Raw genomic sequence first — 21681 nt, 5'->3', positions numbered from 1 at the left:
CGGAACGCGTGATGCGTAAGGTGCGGCCCATGACGATAGGCCAGACCGCCTCGAAGACCAAAGCCGTCCTGCTCGCCGCGGCGGCCCTGTGCCTGCCCGGTGCGGCGTGGGCCGGTCCCGCCGAGACCTATTATGAGCGCGCCTTCGTGATCGCCGCCGACGCCCGCTGCGACCTGTTCGCGCCGCGGATCGACGCGGCCCTGAATGCAGCCACGGCCCAGGCCCGCGGAGCGGCCCTGCGCTCGGGCGCGGCCGAGGCTGATCTGGCCGCCGCCGCCGCCCGCGCCCGCGCCCGGGCCCGCGGCGTGTCCTGCACCGATCCGCAGCTGGCCATTGTGCGGACCCGTGTCGACGGCGCCTTTTCGGGCTGGTTGCGGACGCCGCGCATGGTCTTCCCCGGTGCGCGCCAGCCATGGACCGCCAATCGGGTCCGTTCGACTGACGCCAACTGGCGGCTACAGCAGATGTCCGTGGTCGGAGCCTCTCCGGTGGCGTTCGGTTATGCCGGCAAGGGCGACGCGCCGGGCTTGACCGCGGTGGTCAGTTTCGTCGGCCGGTCGCGTCCGTACGCGGCGCGAATTGTTCTGCGCGACCCGGTCCGGGTTCCGCGTCCCTGGTTGGCCGGCGATGGTCTCGTCCCGGTTTCGGCCCGCGCCAGCCTTTGGGCCACCGGGGTCAGTGCGGCGGATCCGACCCTGCTGGCCGAGGGGCGCCGCACCGGCGAGGCCTGGCGCTTCCCCGCCTCGGCAGCCGCCGCTCTGGAGCGGCTGGACCCGCGCGAGACCTTCGCCGTCGAATTCCATTTCCGCGACGGGAGCGTGGCCACGGCTTCGTTCGAGGCCGGGGATTTCGCCGCCGGACGGGCTTTCCTGGCCATGGGCACACTGTAGCGAGCCGAAGTGGAACCCGATGAAAATCGGGGCGTTTTCGCCGTTGGGCGTCCCCGGAACTACTGCTTCATGAATGTCAGCACCCTGTCGTCCAAGCGAGACGCCATCGGCGGAACGACCCTGGAGGCTCTCGAAGCGGCCGCGGGCGGGAACCATGCATTCCTGCGCAGCGTGATCGACACCACGCCGGAATGCATCAAGGTCGTCGCCCCCGACGGCGCCCTTCTGCTGATGAACCACGCGGGCGTGGACATGGTCGGCGGCGCCGCGTTCGAGGATGTCGCGGGCGTCTGCGCCTTCGATCTGATCGCCGAGGGAGATCGTCCGCTGTGGCTCGAGAACCACCGTCGGGTCTGCGCGGGCGAACGTCTGAACTGGAGGTTCGACATCGTCGGCCTGAACGGACGGCGGCGCACGATGGAGACCCGGGCGGCGCCGATCCGCCTGCCCGGCGGCGAGGTCGGCCAGCTCGCCATCACCCGGGACATCACCGGGGAGCGACGCCACGAGGAGGCGCTCGAGGAGAGCGAGCGCCGGTTGCGGACGATCCTCGATGCCATGCCCGCCGCCGTCTACACCACCGACCGCGACGGACGGATCACCTACTATAACCGCGCCGCCGTCGAGTTTTCGGGCCGCGTGCCCGACCTCGGCAGCGACAGCTGGTGCGTCAGCTGGAAGCTGGCCTGGCCCGACGGAACGCCCCTGCCGCACGACCAGTGCCCCATGGCCATGGCGCTCCGGTCCCGCACTCCAAGCCTGGGCCAGCATGAGGCCGTCGCAGAGCGGCCGGACGGCCTGAAGCGTCCCTTCCTGCCCTACGCCACGCCCCTTTTCGACGCCGACGGCGAACTGGTCGGCGGCGTCAACATGCTGGTGGACATTTCGGAGCGCAAACGCGCCGACGAGCGCCAGCAACTGCTGATCAACGAACTCAATCACCGGGTGAAGAACACCCTGGCCGTGGTCCAGTCCCTGGCTCATCTGACCCTGCGCGGCGAGACTTCGCCGCAGGCGCTGCGGGCCTATGAGGCGCGCCTGCAATCGTTGGCCGCCGCCCACGACCTGCTGACGGTCAGAAGCTGGCGGGGCGCTCCCCTGGACGATCTGATCCTGCGTGTCGTCGCGCCGCATTGTTCGCCCGAGGGCCGCTTCGACCTCCAGGGTCCGTTCGTGCAGCTGTCTCCGCAGACCGCCGTGTCGCTGGCCATGGCCCTGCACGAGCTCTGCACCAATGCGGTCAAATACGGCGCCCTGTCCATTCCCGAGGGGCGGATTCGCATCGCCTGGACGCTCGCCGAAGATCGGCTGGATCTGGAATGGCGCGAGCGCGGGGGGCCGCCGGTGACCGCGCCTGTCCGGCGGGGATTCGGCGCCCAGATGCTGGAACGCGCCCTCGCCAGCGAGATCGGCGGCCGGGTGTCGATGGAATTCCGGCCCGAAGGCCTGGCGTGCCGCATAGAGGCGCCGGCGACCGGACTGGAGCAGGCGCCCCGTCTCGCCGCAGAATAACGGCGATCCCGGACTCTACCCTCCGCTCTTCACCGGCATCCGGATGATCTCGGCGCCGCCCTCCGGGGCGGGCGCGCGGGCCACCATGGCCACGGGCAGGCGCACGGTGACGGCCGTGCCCTCGCCCAGGGTCGAGTCGATGCTCATCCGGCCGCCATGCAGTTCGGCGAAGGCGCGAACCAGGGACAGGCCGAGACCCGTGCCCTGTCGGCGCTGTTCGATCTCGCCGGCCTGTTCGAACGGCCGGCCGAGGCGGCGGACATCCTCGGGCGCGATGCCGACGCCGGTGTCGGCGACGACGATCTCCAGATAGGGGCCGATGGCCTCGACCGTCACGGTGACCGCGCCCCCCGGGGGCGTGAATTTGACCGCGTTGGACAACAGGTTCAGGGCGATCTGCTTCAACGCTCGCTTGTCGGCGGAGACCTCGACCGGGTCGTTGCCGAGGACGCCGGACAGGCTGACGCGCTTGTCGTCGGCGTTGACCCGCACCAGCGCCATGGCCGCCGAAACCACTTCCCGGGCGTCGAACCGCTCCAACGTTAGCGCATAGCGTTCGGCCTCGATCTTGGTGACGTCCAGCACGTCGTTGATCAGGTCCAGCAGATGGCCGCCGGCCTGGTGGATGTTCTCCGCGTATTCGCCGTAGCGGTCGGGCAGGGGGCCGAAAATGCGTTGGCGCATGATGTCCGAGAAGCCGAGGACGGCGTTCAGGGGGGTGCGCAGCTCGTGGCTCATATTGGCCAGGAAGCGGGTCTTGCCGGCCTCGCGCGTCTCGGCTTCCTGGCGGGCGATCTCGAGGCCCAGTTCCCGCGCGTACTGGGCGGTGGCGTCGAAGGCCTGGGCGATCAGGCGAGGGGGGCCGGGAACCGGGGCCGGATCGTCCAGCCGCCGCAGGATCAGTTGCACCCGGCGGTCCAGCGCCGCGCGGGGGGCGAAGAGGGCTGCGCCGTCCTGACCGGCCAGGGCCCGTTCGATGGCGTCCAGCAGGCGGGGGCGGTCCGGCGCGTGTACGGCGGCCACCAGCCCGTGCTCGAACAGGGGATCGACCGGCAGGGCCGCCGGCGGCGCGCCATAGGCCGCCACGACCCGGCCCGAGGGTTCGAGGACAAGGGTCAGTCCGGGCTGGGCCGCCAGCAGGGTTTCGAGCCGCGCCGTCTCGCCCTCGGCCGCGGCCAGCCGGATTTCACGCTGACGCCACGAGAGCCGCACCGCCAGGGCCGCCGCCCCCGCCGTCAGCAGGGCCGAGATGGCCGCCAGGCCCGGCAGGTGCGAGGCCGGCGGGGCCAGCCAGGCCGAGAACAGTCCGGCGAGGGCGGCCAGGCCGACCGCCAGCGCGGCAGCCTGCACCGGCCGCGGGCCGCCCAGGGCGATCCCCGCCGCCAGGGGCAGGAAGACAAAACCCGCCAACGGACCGGTGAGGCCGCCCGACAGCGACGCCGTCAGCAGGGCCGCGAGACCCCAGACCCCCAGCAGCGTCATCCGCTCCGCCGCGCCGTCGCGTCGCAGCAGGCCCAGACCGGTCAGCCCCGGCACGACCATGGCCAGGACGCCGTAGAAGACCGGGCCGTCGACGCCGCCCATCCATCGCCCGCCCAGCGCCAGCAGCGCCGCGGCCACGGCCCAGCCGGCATGCCAAGCGGCCAGCGCCGGGCGATCGCTCGCCGCGGCGTCGGCTATGGGTTTCGGGTCGGGGCGGACGGGCTGGATCAAGGGTGGGGTTTTGCGCGCCGGTCAAAACGCCGCCGGCCCGCCAGCCTAGCCGCGCGGGTGAGTCGTCCAAAGCCCGCACGCGTTTCAGGCGACTGGCCGAAAGCGCCGCCGGACCGATTTCCGGGGACAGACGGATGGTTGTCGTTAACGCCGGTCGGGCCTATCTGCCGCCCATGATTGACGCCCCCTCCATCGACGACGTTCTGGCCGAACTGGTCGAGGAGTTCGATCTGCTCGGAGACTGGGAAGGCCGGATCGAATACGTCATCGAACTGGGCCGGGATCTGGCTCCGCTGGCCGATGCGGATCGCGTCGAGGCCAACAAGGTATCCGGCTGCGCCGCCCAGGTCTGGCTGGCTGTCCGGCGCGAGGGCGACCGGCTGGACTTTCGGGCCGACAGCGACAGCGCCCTGTCGAAGGGCAACATCGCCTTGCTGCTGCGCCTCTACTCGGGCCGAACGCCGGCCGAAATCCTGGCCTTCGACGCCCGGGCCGCCCTGGACCGCCTCGGCCTGCCATCCGCCCTGACCCGTCAACGCGCCAACGGCCTGAACGCCATGGTCGGTCGCATCAGGGAAGCGGCCATGGCCGCCTCCTGAGCCCTCCGGGATACCTTCGCGCTCAGCCCATGCGGTAGTGGGCGGTGAGGGCCGCCAGGCCCGCCTTGAGCAGCCGCTTGCCGTCGCGCCGGCGCAGGCCCAGGTCCCGTTCCGCCGCCTGCAGGGCCGAGGCGCGGATGCAGATCGCCTCGACCATGGGACCCGCCGCCCCGCAGGCGGCCAGCGCCAACCTCACCCGCTCCGCCGCGGCAAGGGCCGCTTCGCCGGGCTCGACCCGGCCCGCCGGGCCGCCGCCCCCACGTGGCAGGGCGTCCCATCGCAGGGTGAGCGACGGGCCGCGCGCGGCCATTTCAGCGTCGAGTCCCAGCCGGGTCGCCGCCGCCACTTCGGCTGCATCCAGCCACGGCCGCCCGTCCGCCCCCGGCCGATGCGCCAGCCAGGCGATGGCGGAATGACCCAGGTTGGCGCGACGAAGCACGGGGCTTCCGTCGTCCTGCATCACCGTGCGCTCGCCGTCGATCACGCCGGGCCGGCCCGGCGGGGGCCGGTCCGCCCGTCCGGCGACCGGCGACCGCGCCGCGGCCCAGCCGCCGCCCTGACGAACCCTCAGGCCTGGCTCGGCGATCAACCGGCGGAAGTCCGCCTCGTCCAGGGTCGACAGCACGCGTCCGCGGCGGTCGCCGCCCGCCCTCACGGCGTAGCCGTTCGCGACAGGCTCGATCCAGCCGCCGCGAGCCAGCAGCCGTCGCGTCCGCGTCAGCGAACCGCGCCCGCTCTCGCCCGCCCCGCTCATGCCGGCAACTCGCAGGCCGGCGCCTCCAGCACCTCTTTCACGCACCGCTCCAGCCGGTCCAGCATCGCGTCCAGCGAGGGCTGGTCGCGACCGTCCTCGGCCCAGCGGCAGGCCGCCGCCGCCGTCGCCCGGTTCAGGCCGAAGGCGCAGCCTACCCGTTCGAGCGGCCAGCCGAAGGCGACATGGGCCAGGTACATGGCCAGCCGCCGAGCCCGGCAGGCCGACCCTCCGAGGCGGGCGCGCTCCCGGATCCGCTCGGCCGGGACCCCCGTGGCCGTCGCCACCAGCTGAATCGCCAGGCTCGCGCGGATCCGGTCCGCATCCGCCGCCGGCGGGCGCCACGTTTCATCCATGTCCCAAGCTCCGTCATCCAGCAGCGCCGGCTGTTCCGGCGTCGCGAGGGATAGGAATATCATCCTGTTACGTCGAATTTGGTCGCAGGGGCGGGCGTTTCCGGGGCGGCGTTGGGGGCAGGCCAGAAAAACGCGTCCGCTTGACTCGGGACTCTCGACGCCGATTCGCAAATCAGCCTACGATTCGGTTCAACGAGGCTCCGTTAACCTTTCTTAAGTTTTTACTCGGTTAACTCTCGAACAAGGTTACCCGGCTTCGGATGCCGGACCCAACTGTCAAGCTTTGCCTGGAGGGGCATCAATGCGCGTTCTGCTTATCGAAGACGATCATGCGACCGCGCAGAGCATCGAGCTGATGTTGAAGTCGGAAGGCTTCAATGTCTACACGACGGACCTGGGCGAAGAAGGCATCGATCTCGGCAAGATCTATGACTACGACCTGATCCTGCTCGATCTGAACCTGCCCGACATGAACGGTCTCGAGGTTCTGCGTCAGCTGCGCGTCGGCAAGGTCAATACGCCGGTGATGATCCTGTCGGGTTCGTCGGAGATCGAGACCAAGGTCAAGACCTTCGGCGGCGGCGCCGACGACTACATGACCAAGCCCTTCCACAAGGACGAGCTGATCGCGCGCACCCACGCCGTGGTCCGCCGCTCCAAGGGGCATGCCCAGGCCATCATCCACACCGGCGAGATCGCCGTGAACCTGGACGGCAAGACGGTCGAGGTGAACGGTCACCGCGTCCATCTGACGGGCAAGGAATACCAGATGCTGGAGCTGCTCTCGCTCCGCAAGGGCACCACCCTGACCAAGGAAATGTTCCTCAACCACCTGTACGGCGGCATGGACGAGCCCGAGCTGAAGATCATCGACGTCTTCATCTGCAAGCTGCGCAAGAAGCTCGCCACGGCCGCCGGCGGCAAGCATTACATCGAGACCGTCTGGGGCCGCGGCTATGTGCTGCGCGACCCGGCCGAAAGCACCATCTCGAACCCGTCCAGCGCCGCCGCCTGATCGACGGACCACCGAATATGCAGACGCCCGTCGGAGTGATCCGGCGGGCGTTTTGTTGGGCGCTCCGGTCCCTGACGCCGCCCTCCTGAACGAAAGTTAACTTGCGGCCTCAGGCCGGACGTCGTCCGTCAGCCTTCCATCCTTCCCGCAGCTCTTCGACGGGAAGCATCACGTCGGGAGGGGCGCGGACCGTGGACAAATCTGCGCTGTCGCGGCGAGCCTTCGCCGCCCAAGCTGCGGCTCTGGGCGCGGCGCTCGCGTTCGGACCGGCCTCCGCCCATCCGGGGACTGTCGCACGCCGCGAACGCCGCGACCTCTTTCCGCAGGGCGTCGCCTCCGGCGATCCCCGCGCGGACAGCGTGATCCTGTGGACGCGGCGTGCGCCCGACAGCGACCGCGCCGCGCACCGGCTGACGGTCGAGGTCGCCCGCGATCCCGGATTCGCGAACATGGTCGCGCGCGGCGACGTCGCGGTCACGGCGGCGACAGACTGGACCTGCCGCTTTCTGGCCGCCGGGCTGAGTCCCGCGCGGGAACACTGGTATCGCTTTGTCGACGAGCAAGGGAACACGAGCCGGATCGGCCGGACCCTGACCGCGCCGGCGGACGACGACGATCGGGCGGTGAAGTTCGCCTTCGTCAGCTGTCAGGACGTCACCCAGGGCGCCCTGAACGCCTACCGGCGCATGTTGTACGAAGACGTGCGCCGGCCCCGGGAGGACCAACTGGGATTCGTCCTGCATCTCGGCGATTTCATCTACGAACTGGTCTGGTACGCCGAGGAGCGGCCGGGCGGGGTCGAGCGGGGTCGGCGGCTGCGCGACATCGTGCGTTATCCGACCGGCGAAAAGGTGGAGACCTTCCACATCCCGGCGGATCTGGAGGACTACCGGACGGCCTACCGCGGCTATCTCCTCGATCCGGATCTGCAGGACGCCCGGGCCCGATGGCCGTTCGTTCCGGTGTGGGACAACCACGAATTCAACTGGCGCTCCTATCAGAGCCAGCGGATCCTCAACGGCGAGATCAGTCCGGCCCAAACCTTGAAGGTCGCGGCCAGCCAGGCCTGGTACGAGTACCAGCCCGCGCGGGTGCGCAAGCCGGGAAGCGGCGACGTGTTCGAGGCGCCGGCGGTGGAGAACATGCTTCTGGCCGAGCTCGACGCGCGTGGCACGGGGCTGGAGCCCAACAACCTTGCGGCCATCAAGGCGCTGCAGATCCAGCGGGCGTTCCGGTATGGCAAAAACGTCGACATGATCCTGACGGACAACCGCTCTTACGGATCGCCCGGGGGCAGCTACAGCGGTCATCCCGACCTCAAATTCGGCGGCGCCATTCCCGAAGACATGTACGCGATACTCGACGAGGGCCGGGACCATGGGAGCGGCTCTCCGCCGGCCATGATCCGCGTCGGCGGGGCCGACTTCCCCAATCCGAACGTGGACGCGCCACCGGAGGCGTATCTCGGCCTCGAACAGATGGCCTGGTTCAAGGACCGCCTGCGCGCCGCCCGGGCGCCCTGGAAGATCTGGGGCCATTCGTTCGGCACGCTGACCGGGCGCACCGATCCCCAGAACCTGCCCCCGGCGTTCGCGGACCGGTGGCCGACCGGCGCCGGGTACGGGATCATGCAAGGCGGCGGCTACAGGGTCGAACACGCCGAGATCTTCGACATGATCCGCGGGGAAGGGATCACGGGTTTCACCATCGTGGCCGGCGACAAACACGCGTTTTGGGCCGGCTATCCCAGCAAGACCCTGCCGCCACTGGCGTTTGATCCCGTCGGGGTCGAGTTCGTGACCGGTTCGATCTCGTCCCAGACCTTCGCCGAGGTCCAGCAGCTCGCCTCCAGGGAGCGCCCCCTGCGGCCCTTCTACCTTCGCGACAGGCTGGACGGCACGGCGGAGTGCGCCTTTGGCATGACCCTGATGCACGGCGTCCAGTCCACCCTGGCCCTGCATGAGACGGGAGATCCCGCCCAGGCGCGCGCCGCGCGCAATCCGGAGCTGGCGCCGCATCTCCGCTTCATGGACTTCGCGGGTCACGGCTATACGACGGTGCGGGCCTCGGCCGACGAACTTGAAACCGAGTTCGTCTGTATTCCCATTCCGCACGAGCGAAGCGAGACCGAAGACGGCGGGCCGCTGGTCTACCGCGTGGCGCACCGCGTCTCGCTGTGGCAGCCGGGCGAGCGTCCCGAGCTGAGGCAGGAAGTCCTCGAGGGCGACCCGGGGCTGGCGATCTGAAAAGCGGATCGCGTCCGTCTCGGGTCGGACGCGGACCGTGACCCGCAGATGCGAAAACGCCCGCCGGATCGCTCCGGCGGGCGCTTTTGACTGTTCAGCCGTGAGGATCAGCCCTTGGCGGCGTAGCCTTGGCCGCCGTTCGACGGACGCCGGCGGCGCGGGCGGCGCTTGATCTCGCCGTCGGGCTTGGCCGAGGCCGTGGCCGGCGCCGAGGTGTGGCGCGGATCGTTGTTGCTGTTGCGTGGACGCTCGCGGGCCAGCGGGTCGAAGGCGCGCTCGGGGATCGGACGGGCGTCGCGGCCCGGGCCGGCCTTGCGGACGCGGTGCGGTTGCCCGCCGCCTTCCAGCTTGACGCCGTCGCGGCGCGGGTTGCGCGGGCCGCGCTGCTGCTGGCGGTCGCCGCGGCCGTCGTCGGGCATCGAGGCTTTGGACTTGACGCCCGAGGCCATGATCGACTGGTCGAGCAGGGCCAGGGACTTGTCGTTGCGGCGGTCGGTCGAGGGGATCTTCTGGCGCGTGACCTTCTCGATGTCGCGCAGCAGCTTCATCTCGTCGCCGGCCACGAAGCTGATGGCCGTGCCGTCGGCGCCGGCGCGGGCTGTCCGGCCGATGCGGTGCACATAGGCTTCCGGCACATAGGGCAGCTCGAAGTTCAGAACGTGCGAGACGCCGTCGACGTCGATGCCGCGGGCGGCGATGTCGGTGGCGACCAGAACGCGCAGCTTGCCGGCCTTGAAGGCGGCCAGGGTGCGTTCACGCTGGGGCTGGCTCTTGTTGCCGTGGATGGCGCCGGCTTCGACGCCGCCGGCTTCCAGATAGGCCGCGACCTTGTCGGCGCCGTGCTTGGTCTTGGTGAAGACCAGGCAGCGCGTGTAGTGCGGATCGGCGAACATCTCGGTCAGCAAGGCGCGCTTGCGGCCCTGTTCGATGTGGATGATCGACTGGCTGATGCGCTGGACCGTGGTGGCCTGGGGCGTGACCGAGACCTTGACCGGATCCTTGAGCAGTTCGCCCGCCAGCTTGCCGATCTCGGTCGGCATGGTGGCCGAGAAGAACAGGTTCTGGCGCATGGCCGGGATGCGGCTGACGATCTGGCGGATCGGCTTGACGAAGCCGAGGTCCAGCATCTGGTCGGCCTCGTCGAGGACGAAGATTTCCGTGCAGGACAGGTCCAGGGTCTTCTGCTGCATGTGGTCCAGCAGGCGGCCGGGCGTGGCGACCAGCACGTCGAGACCGGCCTGGATGGCGCGTTCCTGCGGGCCGTATTTCACGCCGCCGAAGACGACGGCGACCTTGAAGCCGAGGTGGCGGCCGTAGGTCTTGAAGCTTTCGGCGATCTGGCTGGCCAGTTCGCGGGTCGGCGACAGGATCAGGACGCGCGCCGTGCGCGGCTTCGGAGCCACGCGGTTGGCGGCCAGGCGATGCAGGATCGGCAGGGCGAAGGCGGCGGTCTTGCCGGTGCCGGTCTGGGCGATGCCCAGCAGGTCCTTGCCCAGCATGACGTCGGGGATGGCCTGGGCCTGGATCGGGGTGGGCGTGGTGTAGCCCTCGGAGGCCAGCGCCTGCAGCAGGGCCGGGTTCAGGCCGAAGGTGTCGAATGTCTTGCTCATGGAGCGGATGTCTTTCGCGTATGCGGCGACGCGCAACAGCCATGGCTCAACGCCGAAAAGGCCGCGCACCGCCAGTCCCGACGGGCCTCTGGATGAGGCCTTCGGGGTGGATCGGGCGCCGCCCCGCGTGTCCGGGCAGCGAATGAATCTTGAGGGCCGGCCGCTGCTACAGTCAGGTCTTCGTCTTCTGAAGACCCACACGCGCTGGAGCGCACCGGGGCATCGCAATTGTGCGACGCAGCGTAAGTGGGCGCTCAATAGGGCCAAGTCAAGGCGGCGCCTCATGCGAAATCAGGGATCGTCAGCAGAGGAGGGACGCGCAACCGCCTAATTCGAGCCGGACCGCGACCGCGGCACCCAAACAAGGGAGGGCACGATGCGTACACTCATGATTCTGGCGGCGACGGGGGCCATGGCGGCTGCCGGGCCCGCCCTGGCCCAGCAGGGACAGGTCATTCAACTGGGCGACGCCAGCCTGACCTGTCCCCAGATCGTCGAGGGGGCCGGTCAACTGGCGCAGGTCCTCGGGGGAGCGCCCGAGGGCGGGGTCTTCGGCAGCGAACAGGCGATCAGCGCCGCGACCAGCGTCGCGATCCAGGGCGCGATCGTATCCGGAGCCGGGCGGGCGATCCCCGGCATGGGGCTTCTGGGCAATGCGATGGGCGCCATGGCCCGCCGGGATCGTGAACGGCGCGAGGCCGAACGGCTCGTGGCGCAACAGCGGTGGTACTATCTGAACGGCCTGTACGCGGGGCGAAACTGTGATCAGCAACTGGCCCAGGCGGCGGTTCAGCCGTCCGCGCCGGAAGCCGCGGCCGCGACCGACTGAACAAGCTCTCGACTTCCCCAGGGGCGCCGGGCCAATGTTGCGATGCAATAGCCCGGAGCCCGCCCCATGTCCGACGCCGTTCTTCGTTCAACGCTGACGGTTTCATCCGCCCTGGCGGCCTTCCTCGAGAGCGAAGTCCTGCCCGGGCTGGGGCTGGACGCCGGGGTCTTCTGGACCGGGGTGGCGGACATCTTCACCCGCTTCACGCCCGCGAACCGTCGGCTGTTGGCCGTCCGCGACGATCTTCAGGCGCGGATCGACGCCTGGCATGCGCAGCATCGCGGTCAACCGTATGACGTTCCCGCCGCGACCGCCTTCCTGCGCGAGATCGGCTATCTGGCGGACGAGCCCGCGCCCTTCGCCATCGGCACGCGCGACGTCGACGCCGAGGTCGCGACCCTGGCCGGGCCCCAGCTGGTCGTGCCGAGCCTCAACGCCCGCTTCGTGCTCAACGCCGCCAACGCACGCTGGGGCAGCCTGTACGATGCCCTGTACGGCACCGATGCGCTGGGCGACCTGCCGCCGCCGGGACCGTATGACCCCGCGCGTGGGTCACGGGTGGTGGCGCGCGCCAAGGCCTTCCTCGACGAGGCCGTCCCGCTCGCCGAAGGGTCATGGGCCGATCTGACGGATCCGCACCGGGGCATCGCGATCCGCGACCCCGGTCAGTATGTCGGCCAGGGCGGACGATCGCGGCTGTTCCGGCACAATGGCCTGCACATCGAAGTCGTTTTCGATACGGACCATCCGATCGGCGCGTCCGACCCCGCCGGGATTTCCGACGTCGTGCTGGAATCGGCCCTCAGCACCATCGTCGATCTGGAGGACTCGGTCGCGGCCGTGGACGCCGCCGACAAGACGGCCGCCTACCGCAACTGGCTGGGCCTGATGAAGGGCGATCTCAGCGACACGTTCGACAAGGGCGGGAAATCGATGACGCGGTCCCTCGCGCCCGACCGTGAGTTCACCGCGCCCGACGGATCGACCGTGACCCTGCCGGGCCGGTCGTTGCTGTTCGTGCGCAACGTGGGCCACCTGATGACTACGCCCGCCGTCCGGTTGCCGGACGGCTCGGATGCGCCCGAGGGGATGCTGGACGCCATCGTCACCTCCCTGGTCGCGATGCATGACCTGAAGGGGCGGGGGCGGTTCCGCAACAGCCGGGCCGGCTCGATCTACATCGTCAAACCCAAGATGCATGGGCCCGAGGAGTGCGCCTTCACCGACGCCCTGTTCGACGCGGTCGAGGACCTGCTGGGTCTGGCGCGGCACACGGTCAAGGTCGGGGTGATGGACGAGGAGCGCCGCACCTCGGCCAATCTGGCGGCCTGCATCCATGCGGTGAAGGACCGGATCGTCTTCATCAACACCGGCTTCCTCGACCGCACCGGCGACGAGATCCACACGGCGATGCAGGCCGGTCCGGTGGTGCGCAAGGGCGACATGAAGACGTCCGCCTGGATCGCCGCCTATGAGGCCCGCAATGTCGCCATCGGCCTGGCCTGCGGCCTGTCCGGCAAGGCACAGATCGGCAAGGGTATGTGGGCCGCGCCCGACCGCATGGCCGAGATGCTGGCGCAGAAGGCGGCCCATCCGACGACCGGGGCCAACACCGCCTGGGTCCCCAGCCCGACGGCGGCGACCCTGCATGCGCTGCACTATCACCAGACCGACGTCTTCGCCCTGCGCGGCGCGATCGCGGCGCGGCCGACGCCCGGACTGGATGATCTCCTGACCCCGCCGCTGGCCGGCGGCGTGAACTGGTCGGAGGGCGAGGTCGCGGAGGAGCTGGACAACAACGCCCAGGGCCTGCTCGGCTATGTCGTGCGCTGGATCGACCAGGGCGTGGGCTGCTCCAAGGTGCCGGACATCCACGACGTGGGCCTGATGGAGGACCGCGCCACCCTGCGCATCTCGTCCCAGCATATGGCCAACTGGCTGCTGCACGGCGTCTGCAGCGCCGCACAGGCGGATGCGGCGCTGCTGCGGATGGCGGCGAAGGTCGACGTCCAGAACGCCGCGGATCCGCTCTATCGGCCCATGGCCGCGAATCCCGCCGGCAGCCTGGCCTTCCAGGCCGCGCGCGCCCTGGTGTTCGACGGCGTGGCTCAGCCGAACGGCTACACCGAACCGCTCTTGCACGCCTTCAGGCGACGGGTGAAGGAACGGGACCGGCCACGAACGGACGCTCCAACCTGAACGAACCGTAACTTGCGCGCCATCCGGGAGGATGACAAGGTTCCTTTACTTTATGGAGGGGCCCATGCTGACGATCGAAAACCTGACCCATGTCTACGGCAACGGCACGCGGGCGCTGGACGATGTCAGCCTGGCCATTCCCAAGGGGATGTTCGGCCTGCTGGGTCCCAACGGCGCGGGCAAGTCGACGCTGATGCGCTCGATCGCCACCCTGCAGACCCCGACCTCCGGCTCGATCCGCTTCGGCGACATCGACGTGATCAAGGACCCGGAAAAGCTGCGCCGCGTGCTGGGCTATCTGCCCCAGGATTTCGGCGTCTATCCGCGCGTCTCGGCCTACGACATGCTGGATCACATGGCGGTGCTGAAGGGCATCTCCAACGGCAAGGACCGCAAGGCGACGGTCGAGGCCCTGCTGCACCAGGTCAATCTCTGGCCGGTGCGCGGCAAGGCCCTGGCCGGCTTCTCGGGCGGCATGCGCCAGCGCTTCGGCATCGCCCAGGCCCTGATCGGCAACCCCCAGCTGATCATCGTCGACGAGCCGACCGCCGGGCTGGATCCCGAGGAGCGCAACCGCTTCCTGAACCTGCTGGCCGAGGTGGGCGAGAACGTCGTCGTCATCCTGTCGACACACATCGTCGAGGACGTCACCGACCTGTGTCCGCGCATGGCCGTGCTGGCGGGCGGCAAGATCCAGCTGGAGGGATCGCCCGTCGAACTGACCCACGCGCTCGAGGGCAGGGTCTGGCGCAAGACCATCGACAAGGCCGATCTGGCGGCCCAACAGGCCAGCCGCAACGTCATCTCGACCCGGCTGTTCGCGGGTCGCACCGTGATCCACGTCCTGTCCGACACCAATCCGGGCGACGGCTTCGAGCGTGCGCCGGGCGGGCTGGAGGATGTCTATCTGGCCACCGTCAACGCCTCGCGCCGCGCGGCCTGAGGGACGGATCATGTTCGCCAAGATCGCCAGTTTCGAATTCCGCTACCAGCTGCGCCAGCCGGCCTTCTGGGTCATCGCCATCGTCTTCGGCCTGCTGGCTTTCGGCGCGGTCGCCAGTCCGAACGTGCAGATCGGCTCCGGGGGGATTGTCAACAAGAACGCCCCCTTCGCCCTGACCAGCGCGCACATCGTCTTCAACGTCTTCTTCATGCTGGCGACGACCGCGATCGTGGCGAACGTCGTGGCTCGGGACACACAGACCGGCTTCGGGCCGATGATCCTGTCCACCCGGATCACCAAGGGCGCCTATCTGTACGGCCGGTTCTTCGGCGCCTTCGCGGCCGTGGCCCTCTGTTACCTCAGCATCGCCCTCGGCACCCTGCTGGGCACCTTCATGCCCTGGGTCGATCCCGAGACGCTCGGGCCGCTGCGGCTCGGCGACTACGCCTACGCCTATGGCGTGTTCGGCCTGAGCGGCCTGTTCCTGACCTCGGCCCTGTTCTTCATGCTGGCCACCGTCACCCGGTCGATGATGGCGACGTACATCGGCGTGGTCGGGGTGTTGATCCTCTATCTGGCCGCGGACGGAGTGCTGGGATCGCGTCCGGAGTTCGAGACAGCCATGGCCTGGGCCGAACCGTTCGGCGCGGGCGCCTACCGCCTCGTCACCAAATACTGGACCGGCGCCGAGCGGAACACGCTCAACGCGCCCCTGGTCGACGTCTTGTTGTGGAACCGGGTGATCTGGACCGCCGTCGGCGCCCTGCTGCTGGCCTCGGCCTATCTGTTGTACCGGCCGTCGCCGCGCGGAGCCAAGCTGAAGAAGCAGGAGCGCCTCAAGGCTCTGGTCGAAAAGGACATGATCGTCACGCCCGTCGGAGCCCTGCCGAAGCCCGGCTACGGCTTCAGCAGTGGCCTGACCCAGCTGTGGTCCCGGGCCCTGTTCGAGACCGCGCTCGTGTTCAAGAGCCCGGCCTATGTGGTGCTGGTGCTGCTGGCCATGGCCTTCGCCGTCTCCTTCCTGCTCTTCACCGGCGAAATCTACGGCGCGCCGATCCTGCTCGTGACACGGGTGGTGATCACCGGCCTGACGGGCACCTTCGGCCTGATCTCGATGGTGATCGCCATCTATTACTCGGGCGAACTGGTCTGGCGCGATCGCGACCGCAAGATGCACGAGATCGTCGACGCCTCGTCCACGCCGGACTGGACCTTTCTGGTCCCCAAGACCCTGGCGCTGGCGCTGGTTCTTATCTCGACCCTGCTGATCGGCGTCCTGGCGGGCGTGGTGACCCAGACGATCAAGGGACACACCGACTATGAACTGGGAAAATACCTCGTCTGGTACGTGATCCCCCAGTCGCTGGGCTTCCTCCAGCTGGCCGTGCTCGCGATCTTCATCCAGGCCCTGTCGCCCAACAAGTTCGTCGGCTGGGCGATCATGGTCGTCTATGTGATCTCGACGATCGTCATGAACAACCTTGGCCTCGACCACCCGCTGTACCAGTACAGCGGCGGCGTAGGCATGCCGCTGTCGGACATGAACGGTCGGGGCGACTTCGCCGGCTTCGCGGCGTGGTTCGATGGCTACTGGACCGCCTTCGCGGTGATCCTGCTGGTGCTGGCCTACGGCCTGTGGCGGCGGGGGACGGAGCAGCGTCTGTGGCCGCGTCTGAAGCGGTTGCCGCATCGCCTCGCGGGCCCCGCGGGCCTGATCGGCGGCGCGGCCCTGGCGGCCTTCGTCGGCCTGGGCGTCTTCATCTACATGAACACCAACGTCTGGAACGAATACCGGACGCAGGAGGCGCAGGAGAAGGAGCAGGCGGCCTATGAGAAGGCGCTGCTGCGCTACGAGATCACGCCCCAGCCCTCGGTGGCGGACGTGCGGCTGGTCATGGATCTGCGCCCGCGTCAACCGAAGCTGACCACGCGGGGCTCCTATGTCCTCGTCAACAACACCGGCGCGCCGCTGCCCGAGGTCCATCTGCGCTGGGGGGACGATCTGGAGATGGTCCGCCTGACCGTCGAGGGCGCGAGCATCGCCCGCGAGTGGGAGGATTTCGAGTACCGCATCTACCGCTTCGCCGCGCCGATGCAGCCGGGCGAGCGGCGCAACGTGACCTTCGAGACGGTGCTGGAGCAACGTGGCTTCAAGGCCAGCGGCAACACCACCCGACTGGTCGACAACGGCAGCTTCGTGAACAATTTCGAGTTCGCCCCGAGGATCGGCATGGATCGTCAGGGGCTGCTGACCGATCGCAGCAAGCGGCGCAAGCTGGGCCTGCCGGCCGAGCTGCGTCCGGCCAGGCTGGAGGACGAATCCGCCCGCGCCCGCAACTATATCGGGGCCGACTGGGTCACGGCCGACATCACCGTGACCACCGAGGCCGACCAGACCGTGGTCGCGCCGGGACAGATGGTCTCCGACGTGGTGGCCGGCGATCGCCGCACCAGCCGGTTCGTCACCGAGTCGCCGGTGCTGAATTTCTTTTCGGTTCAATCGGCCCGCTATGAGCGGACGGCGCGGCTCCACAACGGCGTGGAGATGGTGGTCTTCCACGACCCGGCCCACGCCCGGAACGTGCCGCGGATGCTGGACGGCCTGGAAGCATCGCTGGACTATTTCCAGACCAATTTCAGCCCGTACCAGTTCCGGCAGGCCCGGATCGTGGAGTTCCCCTACGGGAGCTACGCCCAGTCCTATCCGAACACCTTCGCCTGGTCGGAAGGGCTCGGCTTCATCGCCGACCTCAGCGATCCGGCCAGGATCGACTACGTCACCTACATCGGCGCCCACGAGTTCGGGCACCAGTGGTGGGCCCACCAGGTGGTCGGCTCGAACCAGCAGGGCATGACCGCCCTGTCAGAGACCCTCGCCCAGTACTCGGCCCTGATGGTCATGGAGAAGATGTACGGCAGGGACCAGATCCGGCGCTTCCTGAAGCTGGAGCTGGACCGCTATCTGCGCGCCCGCGGGACCGAGCGGCTGGAGGAGCTCCCGCTCATGCGGGTCGAGAACCAGGGCTACATCCACTACCAGAAGGGCGGGCTGGTCATGTATCTGCTGCGCGACCAGATCGGCGAGGACGCGGTCAACCGCGCCCTGCGGCGGGTGCTGGCGCAGTATGCCTTCAAGGGCGCCCCCTATCCACGCTCGCTGGACCTGATCGCGGCGATCCGGGCCGAGGCTCCGGCCGACAAGCAGGCGCTGATCACCGACCTGTTCGAGAAGATCACCCTGTACGACGTCAAGACCACCGGGGTGACGGCCGCGCGTCGGGCCGACGGCCGCTGGGACGTGACGGTCACGGTCGACGCCCGCAAACTGTATGCGGACGGCGAGGGGGTCGAGACCGCGGCGCCGCTGAACGAGGTCTTCGACGTCGGCGTCTTCGCCGCCGAGCCGGGCAAGGGCGCCTTCGACGAGGACGACGTGGTCCTGCTGGAGCGGCGGCCGATCCGCTCAGGGGTGCAGACCCTGCGCTTCATCACCACGCGGGAGCCGGAATTCGCCGGGGTCGATCCGTACAACAAATGGATCGACCGCAACTCGGACGACAATGTGCGGCCGGTGGGCTGAGGCCTACCGCGTCCCGAACAGCCGGTCCCCGGCGTCGCCCAGGCCCGGAACGATGTAGCCGTGGTCGTTGAGGCGGTCGTCGACGGCGGCGGTCCAGATGGGGACGTCCGGGTGCCAGCCGCGCAGGCGCTCCAGCCCCTCGGGCGAGGCGACGAGGCAGACGAAGCGGAGGTTGGTCACGCCGCGCTCTTTCAGCCGTTCGATGGCGGCGGCGGCGGTGTTGCCGGTGGCCAGCATGGGGTCGATGACCACGCACAGGCGTTCGGCGACGTCCTCGGGCGCGCGGAAATAGTATTCGACCGCGTCGAGGGTCACCGGCTCGCGGTACAGGCCGATGTGGCCGACGCGGGCGGACGGCACCAGCTCCAGCATGCCGTCGACGAGGCCGAGGCCGGCGCGCAGGATGGGGACGAAGACCATCTTCTTGCCGGCGATGCGCCGCCCGACAGTCGGGCCGACCGGGGTTTCGACGGCATAGTCCTCCAGCGGCAGGTCGCGGGTGACCTCGTAGCAGAGCAGGGTCGAGATCTCGCGAAGCAGCTGGCGGAAGCGGGCGGTGGAGGTGTCCTTCGCCCGCATGATGCTGAGCTTGTGAGCGACCAGCGGGTGGGTGACGACGGTGACGCCGTCCATCTTGAAAGGCCTGGCCGGCATCAGAATACGGTCCCGTCGGAGAGAATGGTCAGGGGCGGTCCGCCGCCCGGTCTGCGTTCGGCGGCGGCGCGGCGGCCGGCGGCCCAGGTGCCGCCCTCCAGCACGCTGGCCAGCGGCATGTCGGCGGCGGTGACGCCCAGCTCGGCGCGGACCAGGGGCGCGATCCGGTCCAGCAGGGCCACGGTCATGGCGCGCCAGCCGACCACCAGCGGGTCGGAGACGGGCCACGGCTTTCCGGCGTCGGCGGGGTCCTTCAGCGTCAGGACGCCGAGATCCATGAACAGGCCGCCGTTGCGGTATTCGGCCAGGCCCGTCAGGCCGTCGAGATCGGTCACTTCGACGCCCGCCGTTTGCAGGGGTTCGACCAGCGAATAGCTGAGCCACTGCGACAGCTTGTGGATCGGCACGAGGCCGTCCGTGGCGTCGGCGCGCTTCATCGCCGGGTGGGTCCAGCAGTCGCCGAGGTCGACGCCGCCGCGGGTCGGGCGGTCGCGCCAGACGGGGCCGAGGGCCTCGAGCAGGACCTCGAGGATGACGGGGGCGGGCAGGCGGTCCTGATCGTCGGCTCGGTCGACCATGGCGTCGAACAGGCCGCCGGGCCGGGGCTCGTCCTCCAGCGCGAACAGGTCGGGCTGAGTGAGGCAGGCCTGTCCCAGCCGGCGCAGCAGGGCGGCGCGGCCGTCGAGACCGACCAACGGATTCTTGTCGGCGACCTGGAAGCCCTTCGCCAGATCGGCGGCGGTGAGGAAGGTCAGGGCCACGGCGTCGACCCGCCAGGGATCGTCCTCGGTGATGGAGAAGGCGCCGGCCTCGAACATGCGCAGGGAGGCGATGGCCAGACCTTCGGAACGGGTCAGGGTGCGGCCGGTCTGCCGGTCCTTGTAGGACCAGTCCGGTCCGGCTCCCGCGTCGAGCAGGACGGAGACGATGGCCAGATCGAACTCGGCCCGGGCGCGGGAGGCGGGGTCGAGCCAGTCGCGATCCTCCGCGGCGGGGCCCCAAAGGTCGACCCCGTCGACGGCGAAATGGCGCCAGCGGGCGTGGAAGGGCACGGCCAGGGTGGGATACTGGTCGCGGATCACGGCGGCGACGAAGCGCGCCGTCTCCGGCAGGCGGTCGAGATCGACGGTCCAGTGTTCGAGGCCGCCGGCGACGCCGATGGCCAGCATCTCATGCGCCCGTTCGCGGACCGCGGCGGCGTTGAGCAGGCCGTGGGCCTGCTGCGTTTCAGAACTGCTCAAGGTCGCGGCCCACCACGCGGGTCAGGTCCTCGGCCGACGGCGGTGCGTCGGGGGTGAAATAGCCGGCGGCCTTCTTGGCCTCCATCTCCACCGAGGCGTCGGGCGGCACCAGATAGTCGGGTATGGGCACCCGCTCGCCGATCTCGATGCCCGAGGCGGTCAGGGCGTCGTGCTTCATGTTGGACATGGAGACGAAGCGGTCGATCTTCGTGATCCCCAGCCAGTGCAGGATGTCGGGCATCAGCTGCTGGAAGCGGGCGTCCTGGACCCCGGCGACGCATTCGGTGCGTTCGAAATAGGTGGCGGCCTGGTCGCCGCCCGGCTGGCGCTTGCGGGCGTTGTAGACGAGGAATTTGGTCACCTCGCCGAGGGCCCGGCCCTCCTTGCGGTTATAGGCGATCAGGCCGGCGCCGCCGTCCTGGGCCTCGCGGATGCATTCCTCGATGCCGTGGGTCAGATAGGGACGGCAGGTGCAGATGTCCGAGCCGAAGACGTCGGAGCCGTTGCACTCGTCGTGCACCCGGCAGGTCAGGCGGCGCTTCGGGTCGGCGATCGCGGCCGGGTCGCCGAAGATGTAGAGGGTGATGCCCCCGATCGGCGGCAGGAAGACCTTGATGTCGGGCCGGGTGACGAGGTCGGCGTACATGCCGCCGGTCTGTTCGAACAGGGTGCGGCGCAGGGCGGTCTCTGTGACGCCGAAGCGTTCGGCGATGCCGGGCAGATACCAGACGGGATCGATGGCGGCCTTGGTGACGGCGACGTCGCCGCTCTCATGCACGATCTGGCCGTCAGCCTTGAGCCGGCCCGCGGCGATGGCCTCGCCGATCTCGCCCAGCTGCAGGCGGGCGCGGGTGACGGCGATGGTGGGGCGGATGTCGACGCCCTCGGCGATCTGGTCGGCGAAATCCTCGGCGACACGGGCGCCCCAGGGGTCGAGGGAGACGATCTTCGAGGCGTCGGTCCACTGCGGGAACGGGCCCATCGGCGTGGTCGGCGCGGTGTTGGTCAGGTCCGGCCGGTTGTTGGCGGCCATGGCGCCGGAGGAGACGGCGAGGGCGCGATAGACCGAATAGGCGCCGCCGTGGGCGCCGATGGCGTTGCGGTCGCTGCCGGAGTTCACCGTGCCGATGACAGGGCCGCGTTCCTTCGCGGTGGCCGCGCCCCATTCGACCGGGAAGCGGCTGACGGTCCCCGCGCCGGGGTGGGAGTTGAGCCGGATATGGCTCGGACGATTGGACATGTTTCCTCACTCGAAACCGGCCTGTTGTTGTTCTTTGAGCCGGACTCGTCAGGACACACCCGGTCGCGGGTTCTGTCCAGTGGGCATGACTCATTGGCCGCCTGCTTTCGCGGCGGTGCGGGGAGGGTGCGGGGCGGCCGGGCCTCGCCCGGTGCTTGAATGTTTTACCGTTTCGACGAGACAGACAGCCCCGCGCGGTCGTTTTCCACGCGCTCTCCGGCTGGCGGCCCTGACATTCGAGCCTTGCCGGATCATCCGCCGCAGACATTGCTGCCTGCGACGCGGGGCGGACACGAGGCCATC

General features: G+C 69.3%; 16 protein-coding genes. 9 read left to right on the top strand and 7 right to left on the bottom strand.

The genetic code is table 11. The features are described from left to right. The first annotated feature begins 29 nt into the window (after positions 1–29). Positions 30–890 carry a hypothetical protein gene (locus Q8Q71_RS12050; RefSeq protein ID WP_305759841.1) on the top strand — a complete coding sequence of 287 codons (861 nt, stop codon included), beginning with the start codon at positions 30–32 and terminating at the stop codon, positions 888–890. Between the two features lie 69 nt (positions 891–959). Then, on the top strand, positions 960–2402 hold the full coding sequence (locus Q8Q71_RS12045; protein WP_305759840.1) for a PAS domain-containing protein: 1443 nt from the start codon (positions 960–962) through the stop codon (positions 2400–2402). 15 nt (positions 2403–2417) lie between these two features. Here Q8Q71_RS12045 and Q8Q71_RS12040 read toward each other — a convergent pair whose 3' ends face one another. After that, the gene (locus Q8Q71_RS12040; protein ID WP_305759839.1) at positions 2418–4115 is read right to left on the bottom strand and encodes a HAMP domain-containing sensor histidine kinase; all 1698 of its coding nucleotides are present in this window, start codon (positions 4113–4115) and stop codon (positions 2418–2420) included. 173 nt (positions 4116–4288) lie between these two features. Here Q8Q71_RS12040 and Q8Q71_RS12035 point away from each other — a divergent pair, with 173 nt between their 5' ends. Continuing rightward, entirely contained in the window at positions 4289–4714 is a 426-nt protein-coding gene (locus Q8Q71_RS12035; RefSeq protein WP_305759838.1) for a SufE family protein, read from the top strand. A 22-nt stretch (positions 4715–4736) separates the two neighbouring features. Here Q8Q71_RS12035 and Q8Q71_RS12030 read toward each other — a convergent pair whose 3' ends face one another. Together Q8Q71_RS12030 and Q8Q71_RS12025 are read right to left on the bottom strand one after the other, a co-directional pair. After that, positions 4737–5468, bottom strand: a complete 732-nt coding sequence (locus Q8Q71_RS12030; protein WP_305759837.1) for a DUF6456 domain-containing protein — start codon at positions 5466–5468, stop codon at positions 4737–4739. Beyond that, complete coding sequence (locus tag Q8Q71_RS12025) at positions 5465–5884, bottom strand: chromosomal replication initiator DnaA (protein ID WP_305759836.1); 420 nt, start codon at positions 5882–5884, stop codon at positions 5465–5467. Before Q8Q71_RS12025 ends, Q8Q71_RS12030 begins: the two co-directional genes overlap by 4 nt. 238 nt (positions 5885–6122) lie before the next feature. Here Q8Q71_RS12025 and ctrA point away from each other — a divergent pair, with 238 nt between their 5' ends. Both ctrA and Q8Q71_RS12015 read left to right on the top strand, forming a co-directional pair. Beyond that, a complete protein-coding gene (gene ctrA, locus Q8Q71_RS12020; RefSeq protein ID WP_305759835.1) occupies positions 6123–6836 on the top strand; it encodes a response regulator transcription factor CtrA in 714 nt (237 codons plus the stop codon). A 191-nt stretch (positions 6837–7027) separates the two neighbouring features. Continuing rightward, entirely contained in the window at positions 7028–9082 is a 2055-nt protein-coding gene (locus Q8Q71_RS12015; RefSeq protein ID WP_305759834.1) for an alkaline phosphatase, read from the top strand. 107 nt (positions 9083–9189) lie between these two features. Here Q8Q71_RS12015 and Q8Q71_RS12010 read toward each other — a convergent pair whose 3' ends face one another. Further along, positions 9190–10692, bottom strand: a complete 1503-nt coding sequence (locus Q8Q71_RS12010; protein WP_305759833.1) for a DEAD/DEAH box helicase — start codon at positions 10690–10692, stop codon at positions 9190–9192. Positions 10693–11068: 376 nt separating this feature from the next. Here Q8Q71_RS12010 and Q8Q71_RS12005 point away from each other — a divergent pair, with 376 nt between their 5' ends. The 4 genes from Q8Q71_RS12005 to Q8Q71_RS11990 all read left to right on the top strand — a co-directional run bounded on the left by Q8Q71_RS12005 (position 11069) and on the right by Q8Q71_RS11990 (position 18243). Then, a complete protein-coding gene (locus tag Q8Q71_RS12005) occupies positions 11069–11521 on the top strand; it encodes a hypothetical protein (protein WP_305759832.1) in 453 nt (150 codons plus the stop codon). Between the two features lie 66 nt (positions 11522–11587). Next, positions 11588–13720, top strand: a complete 2133-nt coding sequence (locus tag Q8Q71_RS12000; RefSeq protein ID WP_305759831.1) for a malate synthase G — start codon at positions 11588–11590, stop codon at positions 13718–13720. A gap of 64 nt (positions 13721–13784) precedes the next feature. Then, positions 13785–14663 carry an ABC transporter ATP-binding protein gene (locus Q8Q71_RS11995; protein ID WP_305759830.1) on the top strand — a complete coding sequence of 293 codons (879 nt, stop codon included), beginning with the start codon at positions 13785–13787 and terminating at the stop codon, positions 14661–14663. Positions 14664–14673: 10 nt separating this feature from the next. After that, positions 14674–18243 carry a M1 family aminopeptidase gene (locus tag Q8Q71_RS11990; RefSeq protein ID WP_305759829.1) on the top strand — a complete coding sequence of 1190 codons (3570 nt, stop codon included), beginning with the start codon at positions 14674–14676 and terminating at the stop codon, positions 18241–18243. A gap of 3 nt (positions 18244–18246) precedes the next feature. Here the strand turns inward: Q8Q71_RS11990 and upp are convergent, their stop codons facing one another. Genes upp through Q8Q71_RS11975 form a run of 3 tightly spaced genes read right to left on the bottom strand, consistent with a single transcriptional unit; the run spans position 18247 to position 21378 of the window. Continuing rightward, positions 18247–18876 (bottom strand): uracil phosphoribosyltransferase, encoded by a 630-nt coding sequence (gene upp, locus Q8Q71_RS11985; RefSeq protein ID WP_305759956.1) that lies wholly within the window; start codon positions 18874–18876, stop codon positions 18247–18249. A 20-nt stretch (positions 18877–18896) separates the two neighbouring features. Beyond that, positions 18897–20138, bottom strand: coding sequence for a URC4/urg3 family protein (locus Q8Q71_RS11980; protein WP_305759828.1), 1242 nt, complete (start codon positions 20136–20138; stop codon positions 18897–18899). Next, a complete protein-coding gene (locus tag Q8Q71_RS11975; protein ID WP_305759827.1) occupies positions 20125–21378 on the bottom strand; it encodes a GTP cyclohydrolase II in 1254 nt (417 codons plus the stop codon). Before Q8Q71_RS11975 ends, Q8Q71_RS11980 begins: the two co-directional genes overlap by 14 nt. Between the last annotated feature and the right edge of the window lie 303 nt (positions 21379–21681).

This window comes from Brevundimonas sp., from assembly GCF_030704825.1.
Classification (GTDB): domain Bacteria; phylum Pseudomonadota; class Alphaproteobacteria; order Caulobacterales; family Caulobacteraceae; genus Brevundimonas.
Note: the sequence above shows the minus strand (reverse complement) of the source record. Positions and strands in the feature narration are given on the sequence as shown.